This is a genomic window from Streptosporangium sp. NPDC006013, assembly GCF_040614275.1.
Classification (GTDB): Bacteria; Actinomycetota; Actinomycetes; order Streptosporangiales; family Streptosporangiaceae; genus Streptosporangium.
Genome location: NZ_JBEXUE010000020.1, coordinates 17,463 through 40,211 on the forward strand (window position 1 = coordinate 17,463; position 22,749 = coordinate 40,211).

The following is a 22,749-nucleotide window of genomic DNA, read 5'->3' on the forward strand; positions in this document are numbered from 1 at the left end:
TCCCGTGGACCGGAGGTTCACGCGGCCCGTTGCCGTTGGTCGGCGGGCTCGTGCGGCCCGGGGAGCAGGGCGGCGGCGGAGCGGATGCCGGACTCCTCCCGCACGGTCCGGTGGGCCCGTGGGCCGACCCAGTCCGTCCACCCGTACCACCGGTCGATTCCCACCGGGGGGCCGGTGAACTCGTCCCTGCGGACGATCTCGACGGCCAGCAGGTGCGCCCACCTGCGGTGCCGAAGGACCACGGTGTCGCGGGCGTAGCACGCCGACGCGATCTCGGCCGAGAACGCCTCGAAGTCCTCGGCACAGATCCCGGCCCTGGCGAGGATCAGCGCCTTCTCCCCGGCGGCGGAAGGAGTGATCCACAGCACCAGCGGAAGCCGTCCCGAGCGGGTGTGTATCCCGGTCTCCACACACGTTCTCTGGAGGCGGTGCCGGGAGATCAGACACCACGCGTGCGCCCTCACCCACCTGCGCCCGGAGCGGGAGGCGGCGGGGACGCCGGAGGTGCAGGCCAGAAGGGCGGAGGGCCACCAGTGGCCCTGTTTGAAGGAGAGGGCCGCCGCGGCCAGGACGGTCGAGACGGCGGCGAGCAGGACGATCTCCGTCCGCCAGCGCCACAGCCGGACGAGGAGGCCCGTCCTGCCGGGTGGCCGGCCGTCGGGGCGACCGTAGCGGTTGTTGCGGAGGTTACGCCGCGACATCGCCGCCCGCCCTCTTGCCGGGTACGGGCGCCAGGGCGAGGGCGGGGGCGGCGGTCCGCTCGGCCTTGAGGAGGTCGAACCGGGGCTCGCGGTAGTGCCTGCTCACGAAACCGGTCCTGGTCACGGTCCAGCCGAGCCGGTGGGCCCACTCGTCCTGGTCCATGCAGAGTTCTCGGTCGATGATGTAGATCAGATCGAGGATGAGGGTCTTGATTCCGCAGAGTCCCTTGGTACGGTGGAAGGACATAGGAGACTCCCTTCGTGGTTTCAACGTGGAGTTCTTGTGCCAACCGGGTCGGTGGCCGCCGACCCGGTGCTTTTTTGCGCCCGATCGGGCGCTCCCTGGTGCGTGCGACTCTGGGCCGTCGCCGGCCGATCTCCTCCGCTCCCCCTGCTGGCCTCCCCGGTTCAACTCCGTCGTGCTGGAGACGGCGCCGTTGCCGATCAGGTGCGCGCACGTTTCGCCCCGCGCGCGATTCGCGGAGGTCCTCGAAGACATCCCCCGGATGATCACCGGTGGATTCCCCGATCTTCCGAGAACCTTCCTGTTCTGATAGTCGCTCAGTAGAGATTTCCCTGCAAGACTTGCCGTAAGGAAAAAAGCAATAAACTTCTCCGAATACACTGCAAACGACAGTGTAATTTGCACTACCATTCGTCTGGTTCCTGTTGAGGCCATGACGTCCACCCGCCCGTCATGGTGAGGAGGTCGTGATGCCGGAACGTGGTAGTCCAGCGCTCCGCCGGCGTCGGCTGGGCATGGAGCTTCGCCGGCTCCGCGAAGGCCTGAGCATGACCGGTGACGAGGTGTCCGACCGTCTCGGGTGGTCGACCGCCAAGGTCAGCCGCATCGAGACCGCCAAGACACTGGCCAAGGAGGAGGACGTCGAGGCGCTCTGCGGGCTCTACGGGGTCGACGAGCACCTCCGGGAGGCTCTGGTCGCGCTGCGACACGACGCCGCCCGGAAGGGGTGGTGGGAGAGGTATCGGAGTTCCGTTCCCGATGACTACATCACGCTCATCGGGATGGAGGCGGAGGCCACCATGACGCGAAACTGGGAACCCCAGGTCGTGCCCGGCCTTCTCCAGACGAAGGAATACGCCCGGGAGGTCCTCGCGGCGGGGCAACACGCCAGCCAGCTACCGTCGAGCTGGTTTCAGGATCGCGCGGAGATCCGGATGATGCGCCAGCACACCCTGCTGCACGCGCCGCGACCGCTGACGCACATAAGCGTCTTCCACGAGTCCGTGCTGAAGAACCAGTACGGCGACGCCCAGGTCATGCGAGACCAACTTCTGCATCTGATCGAGATCTCCCGGTTATCGCACGTGGAGATACGGATCCTGCCCCAGGACGTTCCGCCGCCGGTGTCCACGGGCACCTTCGTGCACCTGACGTTCTCCGACTTCCCCGATGTCGTCTATCTGGAGTCCCTGTTCGGTGGACGGTTCATAGAGGACGCGGAAATGGTCTACGGGTACGAACGGGCCTTCGGCCATCTGGCGGAGCGGGCTCTGGACGAGGCGGCGTCGCAGGAACTGATAAGAAACACAACGGAGTACTGGGAAAGATAGCGGCAGGCCGCTATGCACATATTGGACGACAAATGAACAAGAAACATATCAGCGCCGCTGAGTGGAAGAAAAGCTCGCTCAGTTCCGTGAACGGGAACTGTGTCGAGGTGGCGGCGCTGGACGGAGGCCACATGGGGGTCCGGGACAGCAAGGAGCGGTCAGGGCCGGTCCTGGTCTTCACCCGCGAGGAGTGGGGAGTCTTCGTCGGCGCGATCAAGAAAGACGGATTACATCTCTGAGAGATGAGAACGGCCCGCCGGCCGATGGCCGCGGGCCGTTCCCCTGGGCACCTCTCACCGCCTCGTGCGGGTCGAGGACTGCCGGACCGCGAAGCCGTACATCCGGTTCGAGGTTCACGGGCCCGCCGCCGGCCGCTGGATGGAGGCGTGCCGGGCGATCAACGATCTTGGTGGAATGCCCGCCTCGTGGCCCGAGGCGCCTCAGGCGGGCGGCGCTGACGGGGATGCCCATGTGGGTGCGGATGGTGGGGGGAACCGTGGGCTCCACCGTCGCCGGTTTCCCGGTATGGGGCCTGGCGCGATAAACCCGCTGGTTAGCGGACTATTCCATGTAAGAGTCTTGCATTTCCTCGTCTTCCCGATGAAATTCTGACATTGGTGCTGTTGGGTGAGAGGACGGGCATGGAATCAGGTGATGCGTTGATCTGGAAGAAGAGCAGCCACAGTTCCCTCAATGGTAACTGTGTGGAGGTGGCACGGCTCTCCGGACGCGAAGTGGGTGTGCGCGACAGCAAGGACCGGGAAGGACCGGTGCTCGTTTTCGGCCATGCCGGATGGGTCGCGTTCGTCGGTGGGGTGAAGGGTGGGGAGTTCGACTTCTGAAGTTCCGCACCTCGGACGGGGGCTTGCCCAACGGCGGTCAGGCCCCTTTCGCGTCCCCGGGGGCGGTCTCTCCGGGAAACCGGGGGAGAAGCCGTATGGCCCGCACCTGTCGAAGGTGCGAGCCGTACGAGGAGAGGGTTGACTATTCGGCGGTGACGCGCCCAGGTCCTGGCCGAGGTCCTTGTGGATGTTCGTCCAGTACTCCACGACGCGCTTCTTCATCTCGACGGTGACCTCCGGGGCGGAGGCGTGGCCGACGACGTTGCTCACCAGGTGGGCGAGGTCGCTGGAAGAAGATCGGCGGGTTGTTGCCGACGATGTGGTGGTTGCCCTCTTCGGTGTAGAACTTCAGCGCGAAGCCACGCGGGTCACGCTGGGTGTCGGGGCTGCCGAGCTCACCGGCCCTGGTCCTCCATGGACGACACGGTACGGTCTAAAGTTGAATTATTCGGATAAGCGATTTACTCAACTTTTGAGGAATCGAATCTCGTAGGGCGAGTTGTGCCACACATCGCGGGTGAGATGGCATCCTCGGATACCGATGGACACGTACAGCACCGCCCGACGTCTTGCCCTGGCCGCCACGATCACCGCCTCAGCCGTGCTCCTCGCGGCCTGTTCCACGGCCGAGTCGGTCACCCCCGGCGCACTCGCCGACGTCGAGGAGAAGTCGACCCCCCAGCCGGAGCCCACGCCTACCCCCGAGCGCAAGCCGTACACCATCTCCTTTGGTGGCGACGTGCACTTCGAGGGCGTGCTGCGAACCCGTCTGAACGCCGATCCGAAGACCGCGCTCGGCCCGATCGCCAAGGTGCTCAGCCGCTCCGACCTGGCGATGGTCAACCTGGAGACCGCGATCACCACCGGTGGCACCCCCGCACCGGGCAAGCAGTACACCTTCCGCGCTCCGGCGGCCGCGCTGACCGCGCTGAAGGCGTCAGGGGTGGACGTGGCGTCCCTGGCGAACAACCACGGCATGGACTACATGCAGAGCGGGTTGACCGACTCCCTCGCCGCCATAAAACGCGCCAGATTCCCCGTTGTGGGCGTGGGCAGGAACGAGGCCGAGGCCTACCGGCCGTGGCGGACCACCGTGAACGGCAACCGCGTCGCCATCATCGGCGCCACCCAGGTGCTGGACGCGGAGTTCGTCGGGGCGTGGACCGCCTCCGGTGACAAGGCCGGCCTCGCCTCGGCCAAGAACGAGGCGCGGTTGATCCAGGAGGTGCGCAGGGCCCGCAAGAACTCCGACACCGTGATCGTCCACCTGCACTGGGGAACCGAACTGCAGAAGTGCCCCAACGAGGCGCAGCGCGGCCTGGCGCCCAAGCTGGTCGCGGCCGGGGCGGATGTCATCGTGGGCGGCCACGCGCACATCCTGCTCGGTGGCGGCTACCTGAAGAACAGCTACGTCAACTACGGCATGGGTAACTTCGTCTTCTACAACTGGGGCCCGGAGACCGGCAGGACCGGCGTGCTCACTCTGACGATCAACGGCCGCAGGGTGCTCAAGGACCAGTGGACCCCGGCCAGCATCCAGGGCGGGGTGCCGATCCCGATCACCGGGCTCGGGCGGCAGCAGGCCATCGCGAACTGGAAGGCGCTGCGTGACTGCACCGGACTGGCCGCCAGACCCGGCCAGTCCGGCTGACCGGGCCGGTCCCGCTCTCCCCGCGCGCCGCGTCGCCTTCGATGATCACCCCAGGTCGTGTGCGGCCGGCCGCGGGAAGCGGCCTGTCAGGATCCCGTTCTGTTCGACTACTGTCTTGGACAATCCATCCAACAGGAGGTCGTGGTGCGGTGGGTCGAGTCCGGCGACGTGCGGCTGGCACTGTTCGAGCAGGGTGATCCCGCCGCTCCCACGGTCCTGCTGGTCCATGGCTATCCGGACACCCACCGGGTCTGGGACGAGGTCGCCTCGCTGCTGGAGGACCGCTTCCACGTGGTCCGCTACGACGTCCGCGGTGCCGGACTCTCCGGCGCCCCGCGTGCCACCGAGGACTACGACTACGACCACCTGGCCGCCGACATGACCGCGGTCCTGGACACGGTGGGCAAGCCGGGAGTGCACCTCGTCGGGCACGACTGGGGCTCCATCCAGGGCTGGAAGCTGATCGGCAGGCCGGGAATCGAGGAGCGGATCCTCTCCTTCACCTCCGTCGGCGGCCCGCACCTGGACCAGGCCGCCCACTTCGTACGGCACGGCCGTCCGCGCGAGGTCGCCGGGCAGCTCCTGCGCTCCTGGTACATCGGCGCCTTCCAGATCCCCGTCATCCCCGAACTCGTCCTGCGTGCCGTGCTGCCGCGTGTGATGAGACGGTTCGTACGGGTGGCCGGGCGCCCGGGGCACCCCGCGGACACGCTCGTCAGGGACGGACTGAACGGCCTCGGTCTCTACCGGGCCAACATGCTGACCCGCCGGGGGACGCCCGCCGAGCCCGTCCCCCGGATACCCGTCCAGCTCGTCGAGACCACGAAGGACCCGTTCGTCTCCTCCACGCTGCTCGCCTCGACGCGCCTGTGGGTGCCAAGGCTGTGGCACCGTCGCATCCCCGCGGGCCACTGGGTGCAGCGCAGCCATCCCCGGGTGCTCGCCCGCATGATCGCCGAGTTCGCTGAGCACGTCGAGGGGGCGCCGCCCTCCAGGGAACTGCGCGGGGACCGGCCCGGCAGGCGCGGGCCCTACGACGACCGACTGGTGGTGGTCACCGGTGCAGGCAGCGGGATCGGACGGGCCACGGCCCGCGCCTTCGCCGCGCACGGCGCCGAGGTGATCTGCGCGGACATCGATCTCGGCGCGGCCCGCCGCACCGTGGAGGGCATCGCCGCGGGTGGGGGCACGGCGCACGCCCGGCAGGTGGACGTCGCGGACGCCACCGGGATGGAGGAGTTCGCGCGGGTGGTCAAAGACCGGTACGGCGTGCCCGACATCGTGGTCAACAACGCGGGGATCGCGGTGGCCGGCCCGTTCCTCGACCACTCGGTCGACGACTGGCGGCGGACCCTGGACGTGAACCTGTGGGGCGTCATCCACGGCTGCCGCCTGTTCGCCGCCCAGATGGCCGAGCGCGGCCAGGGCGGTCACATCGTGAACGTGGCCTCGCTCGCCGCCTTCCTGCCCAGCCGGCTGCTGCCCGCGTACTCGACGTCGAAGGCGGCGGTGAAGATGCTCAGCGACTGCCTGCGCGCGGAGCTCGCCGGGCAGGGGATCGGGGTCACCGCGATCTGTCCCGGGTTCGTCTCCACCGCGATCGCGCGGAACGCCAGATACGTCGGCGAGCTCGCCGAGGGCGCCGGCAGGCCTGCGGGGAGGGCGCTGGCCGCGCGCGGGTACCCGCCTGAGCGGGTGGCCGCGCACATCCTGCGCGCGGTCCACCGCGACCTGCCCGTCGTCGCCGTGAACGCGGAGGGCAAAATCGGTCACGCGCTCTCGCGGATCTCCCCGGCGGCCGTGCGCCGGCTGGCACGGCTGGCCGGCGGGGCGAAATCTCGCGATTGACGAATAAGCACTGACCCGACGGCGTCAGGCGGGCAAGATGGTGGGGTGTCCATCGTGCCCGCCGAGGAGCCCTGCGAAGTCCCACTGCGGCGTCAGCCCACCCAGCGACGGAGCGCACGGCGCGTGGAGCGAATGCTCGACGCGTGCGCCGACCTGCTGGACGAGATCGGCTACGACGCGCTTTCCACCACACGGATCGCCGAGCGCGCGGGGGTCGCGATCGGCTCGGTCTACCAGTTCTTTCCCGACAAACGGGCCATCGCCCAGGCGGTGACCCGGCGTCACATCGAGGGGTTCGTCTCCCGGATCGGGAGACGCTTCCTGTCGGAGGAGTACGCGGACTGGTGGGACGCGGTCGACGCGATCATCGATGAGTACGTGGAGATGCACAGGACCGTGCCGGGTTTCCGGTCCCTGCACTTCGGCGACGTGGTCGACCTCAACCTGCTCGACGCCGGTTCTGAGAACAACACGGTGATCGCCGGACGGCTGCGTGGCCTCCTCCTGGAGGAGTACGGCCTGGCCGACAGCGAGGAGTTCGACCTGGCCATCCTGGTCGCGGTGGAGGCCGGAGACGCGGTGCTCAAGCTGGCGTTCCGCCGTGATCCGAACGGCGATCCGCAGCTCGTGGCCGAGGCCAAGCGTCTGATCCGTGGCTATCTGAACCGTCAGTTCGCCCGGGTCTCGGTCTGAGAGAGCCGGGGGAGAAGGTTCTCTTCGAGAGACTCGCCGGTGCCCTCAGGCGGGTTCCCGCCGCCGGTCGAGTCCGGCGTGGCGAACACGGGCCCCGCGTCGGCGAGCCGTTCCCGATACTGCCGGACCTGGCCCCGGCGTTCGAGCTGGGACCACCGCTCCTGTGCGAAGGTCCCGCCGGACGCCTCGGCCGCCCCGGCCGTCCCGGTCTCGACGCGCCTCTGCGCCGTCGGTCTCTGCGCTTCCAGCAGTCTCTGCGCTTCCGGCCCCTGCGGGTTCTGCCAGGCTGTTCCCGGTCTCTGGGTGCTCTGCCGCTGCACATCCTGCCGTTGCGCGCGCGGCGGTCTCTCGCGCGGCCACTCCGCGCCCGGCTCGATCGGCACCGCTACGACCGTGCCGGGTCCGGGCGGCAGCGTCCCCGACTCGACGCGGGAGCTCCGGACGGGCTCGGAGGGGGTGACCGGTTGGAGACGTCGCGCCCGATGGACCCGCTCCATCTTCTTGATCCGGGCGGCGAGCTTCTCATGACGGAGCCTGCTCTCCAGGGTGAGCAACTCCTGGTGGGCCTGACCGATCGCCTCCATCTTGACCGACAGATATCCGGCGGACCCCGGAACGATCACGGAGAAGGCCAGGAGAAGCATCAGGGTGAAGGCCGTCTGCCTGGACATGCCCATCGCAGCTCCTCCCAATGATGTGCTCCCCTAGCAGGAGTCATCGCTCATATGCCCGTTTTACTGGAGAAACACGCGCACCGTAGTCGTTCGTTTACTCAAGGTCATATGGCCAATACCTGCCGTTGGCCGTACGCGGTCGAGCGTCGCTCGGTACTCTCGCGATGTGGCGCATGTGACACGTGAGCAACTTGATCGATTGCTTGAGCAGGCACTTCTGGCCGACGATCACGAAGCCCTGGCTCGGCGACTCGAAGCCCTGGTCGAGGCGTACGCGTCCGGCGACATATCGCGGGCGGCGATCCTCGTGCTCGCTGCCGAGGAGTGGCGGCAGGCCGGACAGCCCGCTCGGGCCCTTGACTGCTTCCAGCGGGCGGTGGACGACGGTGGCGAGGTGAGCATCGATCCCCGGGCCGGGATCGCCGACACTCTTTTCGAGCTAGAACAGCCGGACGAGGCGAGAGAGGTGATCGCGGCGATTCACGCGGTCGGCGAGGTCACCGCGGCCACCGCTCTCACGGTCGCTGAGACGCTCGTCGCCTACGGAGACCTCGGGGAGGCCCATCGGTGGGCCACCGAGGGGGCGCACCGGGCGGTGGAGGGCGGCGGTGAGCACATCGCCCTGCTCAGAACCCGCTACCGGATCCGCGTCGACCTCGGGCTCCCCGAAGACGAGCTCGACGCCCTCCTCGACGCTTCGTGCTGACGACGGCCTGCCCCGAAACCAGGAAAGGGCCGTGCCCGTTGGGGCACGACCCTTCCTCCGTGGTGGTTCGCGATCCGGTGGTTACCCCACATTGAGGCCCGGGATCGTCCTCTCCAGCGCGGGGAGGACGGAAAGCTCCGCGCCGCCCTCCGTGGTGGCGGCCTCGCCCGCGGAGGTGTCCGGCGCCGTGGGAGTCTCCGGCGCCGCGGGGGCCTCCGGGCGTGCGACGGCCGGAGGCTCCACCACCGGCGTTTCGGCCGACGGCAGGTCCTCGGTGACGGCGTCCGCCTGGGCCGGCTGGGGCAGCGGCGCCGTGTCGTCGTCCGGCGTGACCGCCGCTTCGGCGGGTCGCTCGGGCGCCGGGGGCACCGGGGCCCGCAGCCAGCTGATGCCGTCGCCGGGAGCACCCGGCGCGCCCGGCAGGCCGGGCAGGTCCGGCGCGTCGGCCACGATGCTCACCCAGGAGTTCGTCCACTCGTGACCGGGCAGGCTCGACAGCCCGAAGGGCAACGCGTGGAAGCCGGTGCCCGCGGCGACGCCTCCGGCGTCGGCGAAGCTGACCAGTGCTGAGGCCTGGGAGAGATCCGGCAGGTCGGTGACGTGTGCGAGCCGGTCCGCGGTCACCGACGCCCCGGCGCCGTCCGTCGCGACCGGCGTCTCGCCGATGTTCGCGGTCACCGATGCCCCGGAACCGTCTGCGATCGCCGGCGTCCCGGCGTCGCCGGTGGTCGTCCCGTCGGCTGCCGCGGTGCCTCCGACATCGCCGGCCTCCTCGCAGGCGGCCGCCATGGCCCCGGGCGCCTGCGGTGCCCCTGCGGTCTCGCGCTCCTGGCAGGGCGCGACCTCCGCCGAGGCCGGAGAGACCATGGTCCAGCCGGCGCCGGCGGTGAGCAGCGCCACCGCGAGGATTCCCCTGATGTTCCGTGATGAGTTCGACATGCACATCCCCCTGTTGCGTTCGGTAATCCGATGACTGCCGAACGTAACAGGGGGGTCTTGCCCAGGGGCGCGCTTAACCCAATGGTGGTCGAGCCATTACCGGGCCCCATCCGGTGATGGTCAAGCCCTTACCGGGCCGATGTTCAGGGAGTCGCTCGCCTCGTCGAGGTCGACCAGCACCTCGTCGCCGTCCTGGACCTCGCCGGAGAGCACCTCCTTGGCCAGCTTGTCGCCGATCGCGGACTGGACGAGGCGGCGGAGCGGGCGCGCGCCGTACAGCGGGTCGTAGCCCGTCAGCGCCAGCCAGTCGCGTGCCGCCGGGGTCACCGTCAGCGTGAGCCGCCGGTCCGCCAGGCGCCTGGCCAGGTGGGTCACCTGCAGGTCCACGATCTGGGAGAGCTCCTCGGTGCCGAGCGCGTCGAACTGGATCACATCGTCGAGCCGGTTGAGGAACTCGGGCTTGAACGAGCTCCTGACCGCGGCCATCACGGCGGTCCGCTGATCCTCCTTCGCCATGCTCGGGTCCACGAGGAACTGCGAGCCGATGTTGGAGGTGAGGATCAGGATCACGTTGCGGAAGTCGACGGTCCGGCCCTGTCCGTCGGTGAGCCGCCCGTCGTCGAGCACCTGGAGCAGGATGTCGAAGACCTCGGGGTGGGCCTTCTCGACCTCGTCCAGCAGCACCACGGTGTACGGCCTGCGCCGCACGGCCTCGGTGAGCTGGCCGCCCTCCTCGTAGCCCACGTAACCGGGTGGGGCGCCCACCAGCCGCGAGACGCTGTGCTTCTCGCCGTACTCGCTCATGTCGATGCGGACCATCGCCCGTTCGTCGTCGAACAGGAAGTCCGCCAGCGCCTTGGCCAGCTCCGTCTTGCCGACGCCCGTCGGACCGAGGAAAAGGAAACTGCCGGTCGGCCGGTCCGGGTCGGAGATGCCGGCCCGCGCTCGCCGTACGGCGTCGGAGACCGCTTCGACCGCCTGCCGCTGGCCGATCAGCCGCCTGCCGAGTTCCTCCTCCATGCGGAGCAGCTTGCTGGTCTCGCCTTCGAGCAGCCGGCCTGCGGGGATGCCGGTCCACGAGGAGATGACCTGGGCGATGTCGTCGGCGCCGACCTCCTCCTTGACCATCGGGTTCTCGGGCTGGGCGGCCTTGCTGGCCTCGGCGAGCTTGGCCTCCAGGCTGGGCACCTCGGCGTACATCAGCCGCGAGGCGGCCTCGAAGTCGCCGTCGCGCTGCGCGCGCTCGGCGGCGCTCCGCACCTCGTCGATCTGCTTCTTCAGGTCACCGACCCGGTTGAGCCCGGCCTTCTCCTGCTCCCACCGGCCGACCAGGGCGTTGAGCTCCTCCTGGCGGTCGGCGAGTTCCCCGCGGAGCCGCTCCAGCCTCTGCAGGCTGCTCTCGTCGGTCTCCTTGGCGAGCGCCAGCTCCTCCATCTTCATCCGGTCCACGTTCCGCTGGAGCTGGTCGATCTCGACGGGACGGGAGTCGATCTCCATGCGGAGCCGGGAGGCGGCCTCGTCGACAAGGTCGATCGCCTTGTCGGGCAGGAAGCGGGAGGTGATGTAGCGGTCGGAGAGGGCGGCGGCGGCCACGAGCGCGCCGTCGGCGATCTGGACCTGGTGGTGTGCCTCGTAGCGCCCCTTGAGGCCGCGCAGGATGGCGATCGTGTCCTCGACGGTGGGCTCGCCCACGTAGACCTGCTGGAACCGTCGCTCCAGCGCGGGGTCCTTCTCGATGCGCTCGCGGTACTCGTCCAGCGTGGTGGCGCCGATCATCCTCAGCTCGCCGCGGGCCAGCATGGGCTTGAGCATGTTGCCCGCGTCCATCGCGCCCTCGCCGGCGCCCGCGCCGACCATGGTGTGCAGCTCGTCGATGAAGGTGACGACCTGGCCGTCACTCTCCTTGATCTCCCCGAGCACCGCCTTGAGACGTTCCTCGAACTCGCCGCGGTACTTGGCGCCGGCGACCATCGCGCCCAGGTCGAGCGCGATCAGGCGCTTGTCGCGCAGGCTGGAGGGCACGTCACCCGCGACGATCCGCTGGGCCAGCCCCTCCACCACGGCGGTCTTTCCGACGCCGGGCTCGCCGATGAGCACCGGGTTGTTCTTGGTACGGCGGCTGAGCACCTGGACGACACGCCGGATCTCCGAGTCGCGGCCGATCACCGGATCGAGCTTGCCCGCCCGGGCCCGCTCGGTCAGGTCGATCCCGTACTTCTCCAGCGCCTGGTAGGTGTCCTCGGGCGTCTCGCTGGTCACCCTGGCGTGCCCGCGCACCTTCTCGAAGGCGTCGAGCAGCGCGTTCGGGCTCGCGCCGCGCGATTTGAGCAGTTGGGCGATGGGGCCGCCGTCCGTGGCGAGACCGACCAGCAGGTGTTCGGTCGAGACGTAGTCGTCCTCAAGGCCGCGGGCCCGCTGGGCCGCCGTGTTCATCACGGTGAGAAGCTGCCGGGAGCTCGACGGGGCGCTGACCGTGGCGCCCTGCGCCTTCGGCAGGGCCGCGAGCTGCTTCTCGGCCTCGATCCGCAACTGCTTCCAGTCGGCGCCCACCGCTTCGAGCAGGGGCACCGCGGTGCCGCCGGTCTGGGCGAGCAGTGAGGTGAACAGATGGGCCGGGGCGACCTCGGGGTTACCCTCCGCGGCTGCCCGCCGGATGGCGGAGGAGACCGCCGCCTGACTCTTCTGGGTGAGCTTGTAGTCCATTGACTTCCCTCGTGTGGTTCAGGAGGTGCTGCCGGCGACGCTGCGCGTCGCGGTGAGGCCGCTCAGACCCAGTCGCTGGCGGGGCCTCACGGGCTGTCGGCGACGCTAACGCGTCGCGGTTCGGCCGCTGGGGTCCGGTGACTTCCCTCGTCGAGGGAGGCCGCTCGTTCCTCGCAACCTCCCTCTCCTCAGTCCAGTCACCGGCGCGGCCTCACGGGTAGGAGTTTCAGGCGGGAGGTAGCTGGTACTGGATGAGGGCGCGGATCATGTTCATCTCCGCGCGGAGACGGTGGTTCTCGTCACGCAGGCGCAGGGCCTCCGTCTCGAGGACCAGGATTCGCTTGATGCCCGCGAGGTTGATGCCCTCCTCCTGGGAGAGCCGCTGGACCTCGCGGAGCATCATGATGTCGCGGGTGGAGTACAGGCGTCCGCGTCCCGCCGTACGGCCTGGGCTGACCAGGCCGAGACGGTCGTACTGGCGAAGGGTCTGCGGGTGCAGACCTGACAGCTGGGCGGCCACCGAGATCACATAGACGGGTGTGTCATCCGACAGATCGAAGTAGTTGGCTTCCATGGCTACTCGCTTCTGGCCTGTTCGATGAGGTCCGCCCGTGGGTCACCACCCGAGGTGGCGTCGCGGAACTCCTCAAGGGCACCTCTCGCCTTGTCCTCCAGCTGCTGTGGCACCAGAACCTCGATCGTGGCGAGCAGATCGCCCTTGGTGCCGTCCTTACGTGCCACACCCCTGCCGCGCACCCGGAAGGTGCGGCCGTTCGGGGTGCCCTCGGGGATGCGCAGCGTGACCGGCATTCCCTTGAGAATCGGCACCTTGATCTCGGCTCCCAGCGCCGCCTCGGTGAAGGTGACCGGAACGGTGACCGTCAGGTTCTCACCCGTCCTGCCGAACACGGAGTGCGGCTTGACGTGGATCTGGACGTAGAGGTCACCGGCGGGGCCGCCGTTCTCCCCGGGCGCGCCCTTCGCCTTGATCTTGATGCGCTGGCCGTCGCCGACCCCTGCCGGGATGCGGGCCTGGATCGTGCGGGTGCTCTTGCCCCGCCCGCTCCCCTCACATACCTGGCACGGGTCGTCCACCAGCAGGCCGCGGCCCTTGCAGTCGCGGCACGGCTCGGAGAAGGCGAAGTTTCCGAGGTTGCGGCTGGCCGCCCCGGTGCCCTCGCAGGTCGGGCAGACCCGCGGGGTGGTGCCGGCCTTGGCGCCGGTTCCCCCGCACGCGGTGCACGCGGAGGAACTGGTCAGACGGAGCGAGACCGTGGTGCCCTCCACCGCCTCGGAGAAGGAGAGCGAGACCTCGGACTCGATGTCCTGGCCGCGCCGTGCCCTGGTCGACGTCCCGCCGGGGCGGCTCGTGCCACCCCGGTTGAAGAGGCCGCCGAAGATGTCGCCGATGCGCTCTCCGGCGCCGCTCTGCTGGTGGGTGCCTCCGAAGAGGTCTCCTAGGTCGAACGGGAACCCACCCGCGCCGGTGCGCGGAGCCCCCCCGGTCCCCGCGTAGCCGCCCAGACCCGATCCGAACAGCGTCCGCGCCTCGTCGTACTCCTTACGGCGCTTGGTGTCGGACAGGATGTCGTAGGCCTCGGAGACCTCCTTGAACTTGGCGGTGCTCTCGGAGGTCGCCGAGCTTCCGGGGTTGGCGTCAGGGTGATACTTCCTGGCCAGCTTCCGGTACGCCTTCTTGATCTCATCGGCCGTGGCGGTCTTGGGCACACCAAGGACGGCGTAGTAGTCCTTCTCCAAGTAGTCCTTGGTGCTCATCCACGTTCCTTCTCAGAGATTGGATCTTGGGGGGTCAGTTGTCGTCCGCGACGGGCTCTTCGGGCTCGGCCACCGCGACTCGCGCGGGGCGGAGCACTCGCTCGCCGATCCGGTAACCGGGCTGCAGGATCTCCACGCAGGTCGGCTCTGTGACGTCGGGGGAGTAACTGTGCATCAGGGCCTCGTGCACCGTCGGGTCGAACGGTTCGCCCTTGGTGCCGAAGGCACTCAGCCCCAGTTTCCCCGTGGCCGCCTCCAGTGACTCGCTCACCTTGGCGAAACCGCCGGTCAGCTCGCCGTGGTCGCGGGCCCGGCCGATGTCGTCGAGGACAGGGAGCAGTTCGGCCAGCGCGCCGGCCACCGCCTGCTCCTTGACCGCGGCCCGGTCCCGCTCGACCCGCTTGCGATAGTTGGAATACTCGGCCTGAAGACGCTGCAGGTCCGCGGTGCGCTCGGCGAGCTGGGTGGCCAGCTCGATCGAGGCGAGGTCCGATGCCAGGGAGGACGAGGAGGACGACCTGTCGGTCTGCTCCTTGTCGTTCTGACCCGTGGCCTCCGCCGGGGCCGTCTCGCGGACCTGTCCCGTCTCCGGGTCTATCTTCCGGTTGTCGCGGATCACCGGCTCCTCCTCGGAACCGTTCTCGCGCGTGCTCACGCTGCTGCTCCCCTCGACTTTCCGGCCGTCACTTGGTGCCGCTGTCGCGCTTCGGCTCGTCGTCCACGATCTCGGCCTCGACCACATCGTCGTCCGCCTTCTGCCCGGCGGTGGCGTCCGCCCCGGGGGCGCCGGTCGGGGCCTCGGAGGCCTGCGACTGAGCGTAGATGGCGGAGCCCATCTTCTGGCTGACCGTGGCGAGCTTCTCCGCGGAGGCGCGGATCTCGGACGAGTCGGTGCCCTCCAGGGCCTTCTTGAGCTCGGCGACGGCCTCGTTGACCTCGTTCTTGATGTCCTCCGGGACCTTCTCGGCGTTCTCGCCGAGGAACTTCTCGGTCTGGTAGACGAGCGAGTCGGCGTTGTTGCGCGTCTCGGCCTCTTCGCGGCGCTTCTTGTCCTCGTCGGCGTAGGACTCGGCCTCGCGCATCATGCGCTCGATGTCGTCCTTCGGCAGCGCGGAGCCGCCGGTGATCGTCATCGTCTGCTCCTTGCCGGTGCCGAGGTCCTTGGCGGAGACGTTGACGATGCCGTTGGCGTCGATGTCGAAGGTGACCTCGATCTGCGGGATCCCGCGCGGCGCCGGGGCGATGCCGGTCAGCTCGAAGGTGGCCAGCTTCTTGTTGTACGCCGCGATCTCGCGCTCGCCCTGGTAGACCTGGATCTGCACCGACGGCTGGTTGTCCTCGGCCGTGGTGAAGACCTCGGAGCGCTTGGTCGGGATCGTGGTGTTACGCTCGATGATCTTGGTGAAGATCCCGCCCTTGGTCTCGATGCCCAGGCTCAGCGGGGTCACGTCGAGCAGCAGGACGTCCTTGACCTCGCCCTTGAGCACACCGGCCTGGAGGGCGGCGCCGATGGCCACGACCTCGTCCGGGTTGACGCCCTTGTTGGGCTCCTTGCCGCCGGTCAGCTCCTTGACGAGGTCGGCGACGGCGGGCATGCGGGTCGAGCCGCCGACGAGCACCACGTGGGCGATGTCGGAGACCTTGATGCCGGCGTCCTTGACGACCTGGTTGAACGGGCCCTTGCAGCGCTCGAGCAGGTCGGCGGTGAGCCGCTGGAACTCGGCGCGGGTGAGCTTCTCCTCCAGGTGGAGGGGACCCTCGGCCGAGGCGGTGATGTAGGGCAGGTTGATGGAGGTCTCCGACTGGCTGGAGAGCTCGATCTTGGCCTTCTCCGCGGCCTCACGCAGGCGCTGGAGGGCCATCTTGTCCTTGGTCAGGTCGACGCCGTGGGCGTTCTTGAACCGGGTGGCGAGCTCGTCGACGACGCGCTGGTCCCAGTCGTCACCACCGAGGTGGTTGTCGCCGCTGGTGGCCTTGACCTCGACGAAGCCGTGGCCGTCCTCCTGGCCGACGTCGAGCAGGGACACGTCGAAGGTGCCGCCACCGAGGTCGAAGACGAGGATGGTCTCGTCCTTGTCCTTGTCCAGGCCGTAGGCGAGCGCCGCGGCGGTGGGCTCGTTGATGATGCGCAGCACGTTGAGGCCGGCGATGGTGCCGGCTTCCTGGGTGGCCTGACGCTGAGCGTCGTTGAAGTAGGCGGGAACGGTGATCACCGCGTCGGTGATCTTCTCGCCCAGGTAGGCTTCGGCGTCCTGCTTGAGCTTCTGCAGGACGAAGGCGCTGATCTGCTGCGGGGAGAACTTCTTGCCGTCGATCTCGACGGTCCAGTTGGTGCCCATCTCGCGCTTGACCGAGCGAATCGTCCGGTCGACGTTGGTGACGGCCTGCCGCTTGGCGACCTCTCCGACGAGGACCTCGCCGTTCTTCGCGAAGGCGACCACGGACGGCGTGGTCCGCGAACCCTGGGCGTTGGCGATGACGGTGGGCTCACCGCCCTCAAGAATCGAGACGACGGAGTTGGTCGTCCCCAGGTCGATACCTACCGCACGTGCCATGAGTACGTCCTTGTAGTCAAAGTTGAGTCGATGCCACTCATAGTGGAACCTCGCGCGAGGTTTGTCAAACGACTTGAGTCTATTGGGCTCAACCTTCGACCGCGTGGAAGCATTCCCGATTTCCGGGAAACGGGCGGGATCCTTCATCCCCTCCGACGAGGGAACGCGCGTGGTCGTTCCCGGCGGTGACCGGAGGCCGTCCGGTCACCGCCGACGGGGGCCCGTTCTGGACGCGCGAGCCCCGGTGGGCGCCGCGTCAGCGGGCGCCGTCGACCACCTTGCGGGAGCCGAGCGGCTTCTTGAGCTTGACCGTCGTCACCTTCTGGATGGCGATCTCGATGCAGGCGACGTTCTGGGCCTTGCTGCTCGGGCCCTCCCACAGGGTGACGGTCACCCGCTTGGAGGTCTCCCGTACGGTGACCCGGTCGAGCACGTTGCACGGCTCCACCCCGGACCACCAGATGATCCGCAGGCTCCGGCCGTCCTTCGACGGGGTCGCCTTCAGCCACCTGACCTTGCGGGGATTCTCGGTGTGGCCCTCCGGCTTCGTCGGTCTGGGGCCGCCGCCGGTGGGTTCGTCCCGGGGGGCCACGGTGTGGCTCGCCGGCTCCGAGGGACCGCCGGGAAGGGCGGTGCTCCGGCTCACCGGCTGCGAGGGGGTGGCGCTGGGTTCGGTGCCGCAGCCCAGCGCCAGCAGGAGACTTCCGGCCAGGATGGGAGTCGCGATCATACGCATACCCCTAAGACGGATCGGGGCCTTGGGCGGTTCAGGGCACCCCGATGCCGCGCTGCCGTACCTCGGCCATGACCGCCGAGACCGTGACGAGGTCATTGTCGACGGGTAGTGCGGTCGGCCCGTGGTGCATGGCGGTTTATGTCGATGGCGTATGTCCACATACATCGCCACTACCCAGCGGCGCTGGATGATTTCGCGGGAAGGCGGGGCCGATAGGCTGCGAGGAGTTTCGATCCCTGATTTCGAGGTGCTCACATGATCGCGATTCTTGGAACCGGCAAGATGGGGGAGGCCCTGCTGTCCGGGCTGCTCAGAGCCGGGTTCAAGCCGGGCGACGTGATGGCGACGGCACGACGTGCCGAGCGGGGCGAGGCCCTCGCGAAGCAGTACGGCATACGGGTGGTCTCCAACGCCGAGGCGGCCAAGAGCGCCGACACGATCATCCTCGCGGTCAAGCCGCAGGACATGGGGCTCCTGCTCGCCGAGATCGCGGCGCACCTGCCGGCCGACCGGCTGGTCATCTCGGCGGCGGCGGGAATCACGACCTCGTTCGTCGAGTCGCGGCTCGGTGCCGAGATCCCGGTGGTCCGGGTCATGTCCAACACGCCGGTGCTGGTCGACGAGGCGATGAGCGTGATCTCGGCGGGAGCGCACGCCTCCGAGGAGCACCTCAAGCGCGCCGAGAACCTGTTCAGCCCGGTCGGCAAGGTGCTACGTATCCCCGAGGCTCAGCAGGACGCGGCCACGGCCCTGTCGGGCAGCGGTCCCGCCTACTTCTTCTATCTCGTCGAGGCCATGGTCGACGCCGGAATCCTGCTCGGCATGCCCCGTGCCGCGGCCCTTGACATGGTCACCCAGTCGATCGTCGGCGCGGCGATCATGCTCCGCGACTCGGGCGAGCACCCGGTGATACTGCGCGAGGCGGTCACCTCGCCGGGGGGTACCACCATCGCCGCCATCGCCGAACTGGAGCGGCACAGCGTCCGAGCCGCCTTCCTGGCCGCCATCGAGGCCGCCAGGGACAGGGGACGCCAGCTCGCCGAGGGCTGAGCTCGCCCCCGCCGGGAAATCTATTAGGAAATTTTCCTATATAACGGCATCATTTTCCGCGGAACTTCGGGGGAGATGGGGCCATCGTGGGGCAGGCCGTACTGGATGATGATCAGCGGGAACTCGGCGGTCCCTCCGTCTGGACGCGGAGCTTCCTGCTCTTCTTCACCGCCAGATCGATCTCCATGCTCGGCGCGTCGATGGTGCCGTTCGCGACGGCGGTGGGGGTGGGCGGGCTCGGTTACGGTCCCACCGGGGTGGGGCTGGCGCTGGCCGCCTGGATGGCGCCCTTCGCGGTGCTGATCCTGTTCGGCGGGGTGTTCGCCGACAGGTTCACGCCGCGCCGCATGATGATCGGCGCCGACACGGTCCGGATGGTGACCCAGGGGATCAGTGCGGCGCTGTTCATCTCCGGCAGGCCGGACCTTTGGCAGATCCTCGTCATCTCCGCGGTCAACGGTGTCGCCGCCGCGATGTACCAGCCGGGGGTCTCCAGCACTGTCCCGCGGGTGGCGCGGGACGTGCAGAGGGCCAACGCCACCCTGCGCGTCTCCGAGTCGATCATGATGCTGGCCGGGCCGGGGGTCGCCGGTGCCATCGTCGGCTTCTGGGGGGTCGGCGTCGTCTTCGCGATCGAGGCCGCCGGGTTCGCCGTCAGCGCGTTCTGCCTGCTCCTCCTGCGCCTGCCCGCGGTCGCCTTCCAGGCCGTGGCGCGGTCGGTCTGGCGTGACCTGCGCGGTGGCTGGCAGGAGTTCCGGTCCAGGACCTGGATGTGGTCGGTGATCCTGGTCTGGACGGTCTTCGGCGTCACCCTGTTCGGCCCGATGATTCCGCTGGGCTCGGTGCTGATCACCGAGCGGCTCAGCGAGACCGCCTACGGCCTGGTCATGTCCGCCTCGGGCGCGGGCACTGTCGTCGGCGGTCTGATCGCCATGCGGGTCCGCCCGGGACGGCCGCTGATGGCCGGCGCGATCGGCCTGTTCGGCTTCGCTCTGGAGCCGCTCTCCATCGCCCTGGCATCGCCGCAGGGGGTCCTCATGGCCGCGCATGTGATCGGCGGCGCGGGATGGGCGTTCTGGTCGGTCATGTGGGCCACGAGCATCCAGACCCAGGTGCCCGCGGAGGCGCTCAACCGGGTCACCGCCTACGAGGTCGCCGGCTCGACCCTGTTCGTCCCGGTCGGCCAGGTGCTCGCCGGCCCGGTGGCAGGGGTGATAGGTGCGCCGCAGCTGCTGACGGTGTCCTCGATCGTGGCGGTCGCCGGATGCGCCTCACTTCTCCTGGTCCCCGCTGTCCGGGGACTGCGCCGGGTGCACCCCACCTGACCACACCGTCCGGAGGGTGCTCCAGGCAGCGGTCTCGTGTCCCGGCACCCGGAACTGTTAATAGCAATAAATTAGGATATTTCGCTCAGATGAAAACCGCTCTGTCCTCCGAGACGCGTGCGTAAACCGCATTCCGTACACGTGCGGTAACGTCGAGCCGGGAGTAGGAAGATCGGGCCGTGGCGCGCGGCGTCGCGACCAGACAGGGAGTGCGCATGAGCCGATCCGTGCGGGTTGTCTGGGACGATGCGCTCATCTCCTACGATTTCGGTCCGGAGCACCCGCTCGCGCCCGTGCGGGTCGAGCTGACCATGGCGCTGGCCAGGGAACTGGGCGTGCTGGACCTGGTGGAGATGAGCGGATGCGCGCCCGCCACCGACGACGAGCTGGCGCTCGTTCACAAGCGTGACTACATCGAGGCGGTCAAACGGGTCTCCGCCACCGGGCGACGCGACCTGGCCTGCGGGCTCGGCACCGAGGACAATCCCGCCTTCGTCGGGGTCCACGAGGCGTCCGCGCTGATCACCGGGGCCAGCCTGGCCGCGGCCCGCGCGGTGTGGACCGGCGAGGTCGAGCACGCGGTCAACGTCGCGGGCGGCCTGCACCACGCGATGCCCGCCCTGGCGAGTGGGTTCTGTGTCTACAACGACCCGGGTGTGGCGATCGCGTGGCTGCTGGCCCAGGGCGCGTCCAGGGTCGCCTACGTGGACGTGGACGTGCACCACGGCGACGGCGTGCAGGCGATGTTCTACGACGATCCCAGGGTTCTCACCATCAGCCTGCACGAGAGCCCCCGCACGCTCTTCCCCGGTACGGGCTTCCCCAATGAGAGCGGCGCGGAGGGCACTGCGGTCAACGTGGCCCTACCCGCCGGCTGCGGCGACAGCGACTGGCTGCGGGCCTTCCACGCGGTGGTCCCGCCGCTGCTGCGGGAGTTCGCCCCCGAGGTCCTGGTCACCCAGCACGGCTGCGACAGTCACGCCCTCGACCCGCTGGCCAACCTGATGCTCAGTCTGGACGGCCAGCGCATGGCGTACGCGGCGCTGCACGAACTGGCCCACGAGACCGCGGGCGGGCGATGGGTCGTGACCGGTGGCGGAGGGTACGAGCTGGTGCAGGTCGTGCCCCGGGCGTGGACCCACCTGATCGCGGAGGTGGCGGGCCACCCGCTCGACCCGAGGACCGCCACTCCCGGGGCGTGGCGCACGTTCGTCAAGGAACGGACCAACCAGTCGGCACCCCTGACGCTGACCGATGGCCGGAATCCGGAATTCAGCGATTTCTCCGCCGGTTATGACCCAGCAGACCCGATCGACCGAGCCATCATGGCGACAAGAAAAGCCATCTTCCCCTTCCACGGCCTCGACCCCCTCCCGTGACACGAGTGTCCGTGGGCGAATTGGACTGGTATACCGATGACCCGTGCTGAGCTTCGTGAGCACCTGGTCCGGACTCGGATCGCCGGTGATGTGGCGACCAGCCGGGAGAACAACCTGGACCACTACCGGTCGCTGGCCAACCGTGATCCGCACTACATGTTCGGGCTGACCGTGGACGGAGCCTGGTCCTATCGGGACGTGCTGGAGTTGATGGCCAAGTCCGCCGGGGTGGTGGCCGATCCGCTGCACCGGGAGGGTCAGGACACCATCGACCCCGACCGCACGATCGAGGCGGTCGAGAAGATGGGCGACACGATCGCGGGAGTGCTCGGCAGGGAGAATCCGCAGATCCTGATCGCCACCGGGCACCCCACCGGCCTGCTCACCATTCACCTGGCCCTGGCCCGGATGCTCAGGGCGCGCGGGGCGGTCCTGATGAGCCCGGCCGAGGGGTGGTCGTACTGGGGCAGCGGGTTCGGGCGCAGGCGCAAGATCCGTTATCTGGACGACGTCGCGATGCTCGACGACAAGGGCGCCTTCGTGCACACCCACGACCCCGCCCCGATGCGGGCCATGATCGCCGAGCTCGACGCGGACCGTCCCGATCTGGTGATCGCCGACCACGGCTGGGCCGGAGCGGCGGGCGAGGCGGGCATCCTCACCGTCGGATTCGCCGACAGCAACGATCCCGCGCTCTTCGTCGGGGAGGCCGAGGGCAAGATCGCGGTGACCGTCCCGCTCGATGACAACGTGCTACCGAGGTATTACGAACCGCTGACACACCACCTGGTCGAGAGGGTCGCGCGAGCCCTCTGAGACGGGGGATGCGCAAATTGGGTCATCCCTATACAGGTATTTCGCGCCTGCATTCCACGGAGCTCGCCGACCGTTTGCCAACTTTTTGGTGATTGTGGGCGACTCTAATAGGAGACAGTTGGTCCGTTCCAAGATCGAAAATAGGGGCACGGTCCGGCTGCTGGCCAGCGATTTTGTCGGTTTCACTGACGTGAGGCTCAGAGGGCTGAGAAAATAGGGGGTTTGCGTGCCCGGCCTCCCGACTTACGCTGACGGCAGTACACGTGCGTGAGCAATGGCACCAGTGGGGATAACCCGGATACACGTGCGGAAGAGGCGTCCGATGGGTGCAGGCGAAAGACCTCTCAGCGAGGTGAAGTTCCTGACGGTGGCAGAAGTGGCCACTGTCATGAGGGTGTCCAAGATGACTGTGTACCGACTCGTGCATTCGGGCGAGCTGCCGGCCATCCGGGTCGGTCGATCCTTCCGGGTGCCTGAGCAGGCGGTGCACGATTATCTCAGGGATGCCTACATCGAGGCAGGTTGAGACAGGGGGCTCGGTGCGCCGAGCCGAGCGGCCGGTGGAGGGAACATCCGGCCGTGAGGTGGGCGAGGCGCGCTGACGGCTCGTGAGTCTGTCCCTTCCGGTCGTGCCGGAGCATGATTTCCGGTGCGGTCGGTGTGTGACAGGTCTCTGTCTCGTCGAGGTAGCGACGTGTACGCCACGTCGTGAGTTGATGTGCCCGGGGTCCCCCCAGGGGCGATCTACCGTGGATCGCCGGTAGTCTGTTGTGCCGGTGT

At 68.6% G+C, this 22,749-nt stretch carries 21 protein-coding genes and 2 pseudogenes; 12 read left to right on the top strand and 11 right to left on the bottom strand.

Translation table 11 applies throughout. From position 1 onward, the window contains the following. Window positions 1-17: 17 nt before the first annotated feature. The gene (locus ABZ260_RS05420) at window positions 18-701 is read right to left on the bottom strand and encodes a hypothetical protein (RefSeq protein WP_355613283.1); all 684 of its coding nucleotides are present in this window, start codon (window positions 699-701) and stop codon (window positions 18-20) included. Continuing rightward, window positions 688-948, bottom strand: a complete 261-nt coding sequence (locus ABZ260_RS05425; protein WP_355613284.1) for a hypothetical protein — start codon at window positions 946-948, stop codon at window positions 688-690. The genes ABZ260_RS05420 and ABZ260_RS05425 overlap by 14 nt, the downstream gene beginning before the upstream one ends. A gap of 467 nt (window positions 949-1,415) precedes the next feature. Between ABZ260_RS05425 and ABZ260_RS05430 the strand changes: the two genes are divergently transcribed. From ABZ260_RS05430 to ABZ260_RS05440, 3 genes are all read left to right on the top strand, one after another. Next, window positions 1,416-2,276, top strand: a complete 861-nt coding sequence (locus tag ABZ260_RS05430; protein WP_355613286.1) for a helix-turn-helix transcriptional regulator — start codon at window positions 1,416-1,418, stop codon at window positions 2,274-2,276. A gap of 32 nt (window positions 2,277-2,308) precedes the next feature. Next, window positions 2,309-2,515, top strand: a complete 207-nt coding sequence (locus tag ABZ260_RS05435) for a DUF397 domain-containing protein (protein WP_355613288.1) — start codon at window positions 2,309-2,311, stop codon at window positions 2,513-2,515. Window positions 2,516-2,893: 378 nt separating this feature from the next. After that, a complete protein-coding gene (locus tag ABZ260_RS05440; protein WP_355613290.1) occupies window positions 2,894-3,118 on the top strand; it encodes a DUF397 domain-containing protein in 225 nt (74 codons plus the stop codon). Between the two features lie 283 nt (window positions 3,119-3,401). Here ABZ260_RS05440 and ABZ260_RS05445 read toward each other — a convergent pair. Next, a pseudogene (locus tag ABZ260_RS05445) lies at window positions 3,402-3,533 on the bottom strand (catalase); the annotation flags it as partial. A 126-nt stretch (window positions 3,534-3,659) separates the two neighbouring features. Here ABZ260_RS05445 and ABZ260_RS05450 point away from each other — a divergent pair. The 3 genes from ABZ260_RS05450 (at window position 3,660) to ABZ260_RS05460 (ending at window position 7,310) form a co-directional block, all read left to right on the top strand. Beyond that, window positions 3,660-4,769, top strand: coding sequence for a CapA family protein (locus ABZ260_RS05450; protein WP_355613292.1), 1,110 nt, complete (start codon window positions 3,660-3,662; stop codon window positions 4,767-4,769). A gap of 144 nt (window positions 4,770-4,913) precedes the next feature. Further along, on the top strand, window positions 4,914-6,617 hold the full coding sequence (locus ABZ260_RS05455; RefSeq protein ID WP_355613294.1) for an SDR family oxidoreductase: 1,704 nt from the start codon (window positions 4,914-4,916) through the stop codon (window positions 6,615-6,617). A 132-nt stretch (window positions 6,618-6,749) separates the two neighbouring features. After that, a complete protein-coding gene (locus tag ABZ260_RS05460) occupies window positions 6,750-7,310 on the top strand; it encodes a TetR family transcriptional regulator (RefSeq protein ID WP_355613327.1) in 561 nt (186 codons plus the stop codon). On the opposite strand, the gene ABZ260_RS05465 is transcribed toward ABZ260_RS05460, so the two are convergent. After that, window positions 7,286-7,981 carry a hypothetical protein gene (locus ABZ260_RS05465; protein ID WP_355613296.1) on the bottom strand — a complete coding sequence of 232 codons (696 nt, stop codon included), beginning with the start codon at window positions 7,979-7,981 and terminating at the stop codon, window positions 7,286-7,288. The genes ABZ260_RS05460 and ABZ260_RS05465 overlap by 25 nt on opposite strands. A gap of 178 nt (window positions 7,982-8,159) precedes the next feature. Between ABZ260_RS05465 and ABZ260_RS05470 the strand changes: the two genes are divergently transcribed. Continuing rightward, window positions 8,160-8,690 carry a hypothetical protein gene (locus ABZ260_RS05470; RefSeq protein WP_355613298.1) on the top strand — a complete coding sequence of 177 codons (531 nt, stop codon included), beginning with the start codon at window positions 8,160-8,162 and terminating at the stop codon, window positions 8,688-8,690. 81 nt (window positions 8,691-8,771) lie between these two features. Here the strand turns inward: ABZ260_RS05470 and ABZ260_RS05475 are convergent, their stop codons facing one another. From ABZ260_RS05475 to ABZ260_RS05505, 7 genes and pseudogenes are all read right to left on the bottom strand, one after another. Then, window positions 8,772-9,629 (bottom strand): hypothetical protein, encoded by an 858-nt coding sequence (locus ABZ260_RS05475; protein ID WP_355613300.1) that lies wholly within the window; start codon window positions 9,627-9,629, stop codon window positions 8,772-8,774. 120 nt (window positions 9,630-9,749) lie between these two features. Beyond that, window positions 9,750-12,332, bottom strand: coding sequence for an ATP-dependent chaperone ClpB (gene clpB, locus ABZ260_RS05480; RefSeq protein WP_355550556.1), 2,583 nt, complete (start codon window positions 12,330-12,332; stop codon window positions 9,750-9,752). 298 nt (window positions 12,333-12,630) lie between these two features. Beyond that, window positions 12,631-12,906: pseudogene (locus tag ABZ260_RS05485) on the bottom strand (helix-turn-helix transcriptional regulator); the annotation flags it as partial. Between the two features lie 2 nt (window positions 12,907-12,908). After that, complete coding sequence (gene dnaJ / locus ABZ260_RS05490; RefSeq protein WP_355613302.1) at window positions 12,909-14,108, bottom strand: molecular chaperone DnaJ; 1,200 nt, start codon at window positions 14,106-14,108, stop codon at window positions 12,909-12,911. Window positions 14,109-14,142: 34 nt separating this feature from the next. Beyond that, on the bottom strand, window positions 14,143-14,763 hold the full coding sequence (gene grpE / locus ABZ260_RS05495; protein WP_355613304.1) for a nucleotide exchange factor GrpE: 621 nt from the start codon (window positions 14,761-14,763) through the stop codon (window positions 14,143-14,145). A gap of 28 nt (window positions 14,764-14,791) precedes the next feature. Then, entirely contained in the window at window positions 14,792-16,663 is a 1,872-nt protein-coding gene (dnaK, locus tag ABZ260_RS05500) for a molecular chaperone DnaK (RefSeq protein WP_030916824.1), read from the bottom strand. A 256-nt stretch (window positions 16,664-16,919) separates the two neighbouring features. Next, complete coding sequence (locus ABZ260_RS05505; RefSeq protein ID WP_355550549.1) at window positions 16,920-17,393, bottom strand: hypothetical protein; 474 nt, start codon at window positions 17,391-17,393, stop codon at window positions 16,920-16,922. Window positions 17,394-17,654: 261 nt separating this feature from the next. Here ABZ260_RS05505 and proC point away from each other — a divergent pair, with 261 nt between their 5' ends. The 5 genes from proC to ABZ260_RS05530 all read left to right on the top strand — a co-directional run bounded on the left by proC (window position 17,655) and on the right by ABZ260_RS05530 (window position 22,495). Beyond that, complete coding sequence (proC, locus tag ABZ260_RS05510) at window positions 17,655-18,449, top strand: pyrroline-5-carboxylate reductase (protein WP_355613306.1); 795 nt, start codon at window positions 17,655-17,657, stop codon at window positions 18,447-18,449. Window positions 18,450-18,535: 86 nt separating this feature from the next. Beyond that, the gene (locus ABZ260_RS05515; protein WP_355613309.1) at window positions 18,536-19,774 is read left to right on the top strand and encodes an MFS transporter; all 1,239 of its coding nucleotides are present in this window, start codon (window positions 18,536-18,538) and stop codon (window positions 19,772-19,774) included. A 215-nt stretch (window positions 19,775-19,989) separates the two neighbouring features. After that, window positions 19,990-21,153: an acetoin utilization protein AcuC gene (locus ABZ260_RS05520; protein ID WP_355613311.1), complete on the top strand. Its 1,164-nt coding sequence runs from the start codon at window positions 19,990-19,992 to the stop codon at window positions 21,151-21,153. Window positions 21,154-21,189: 36 nt separating this feature from the next. Continuing rightward, a complete protein-coding gene (locus ABZ260_RS05525; protein WP_355550542.1) occupies window positions 21,190-21,969 on the top strand; it encodes a phosphatase in 780 nt (259 codons plus the stop codon). A 322-nt stretch (window positions 21,970-22,291) separates the two neighbouring features. After that, a complete protein-coding gene (locus ABZ260_RS05530) occupies window positions 22,292-22,495 on the top strand; it encodes a helix-turn-helix domain-containing protein (protein ID WP_012887307.1) in 204 nt (67 codons plus the stop codon). Window positions 22,496-22,749: the final 254 nt, after the last annotated feature.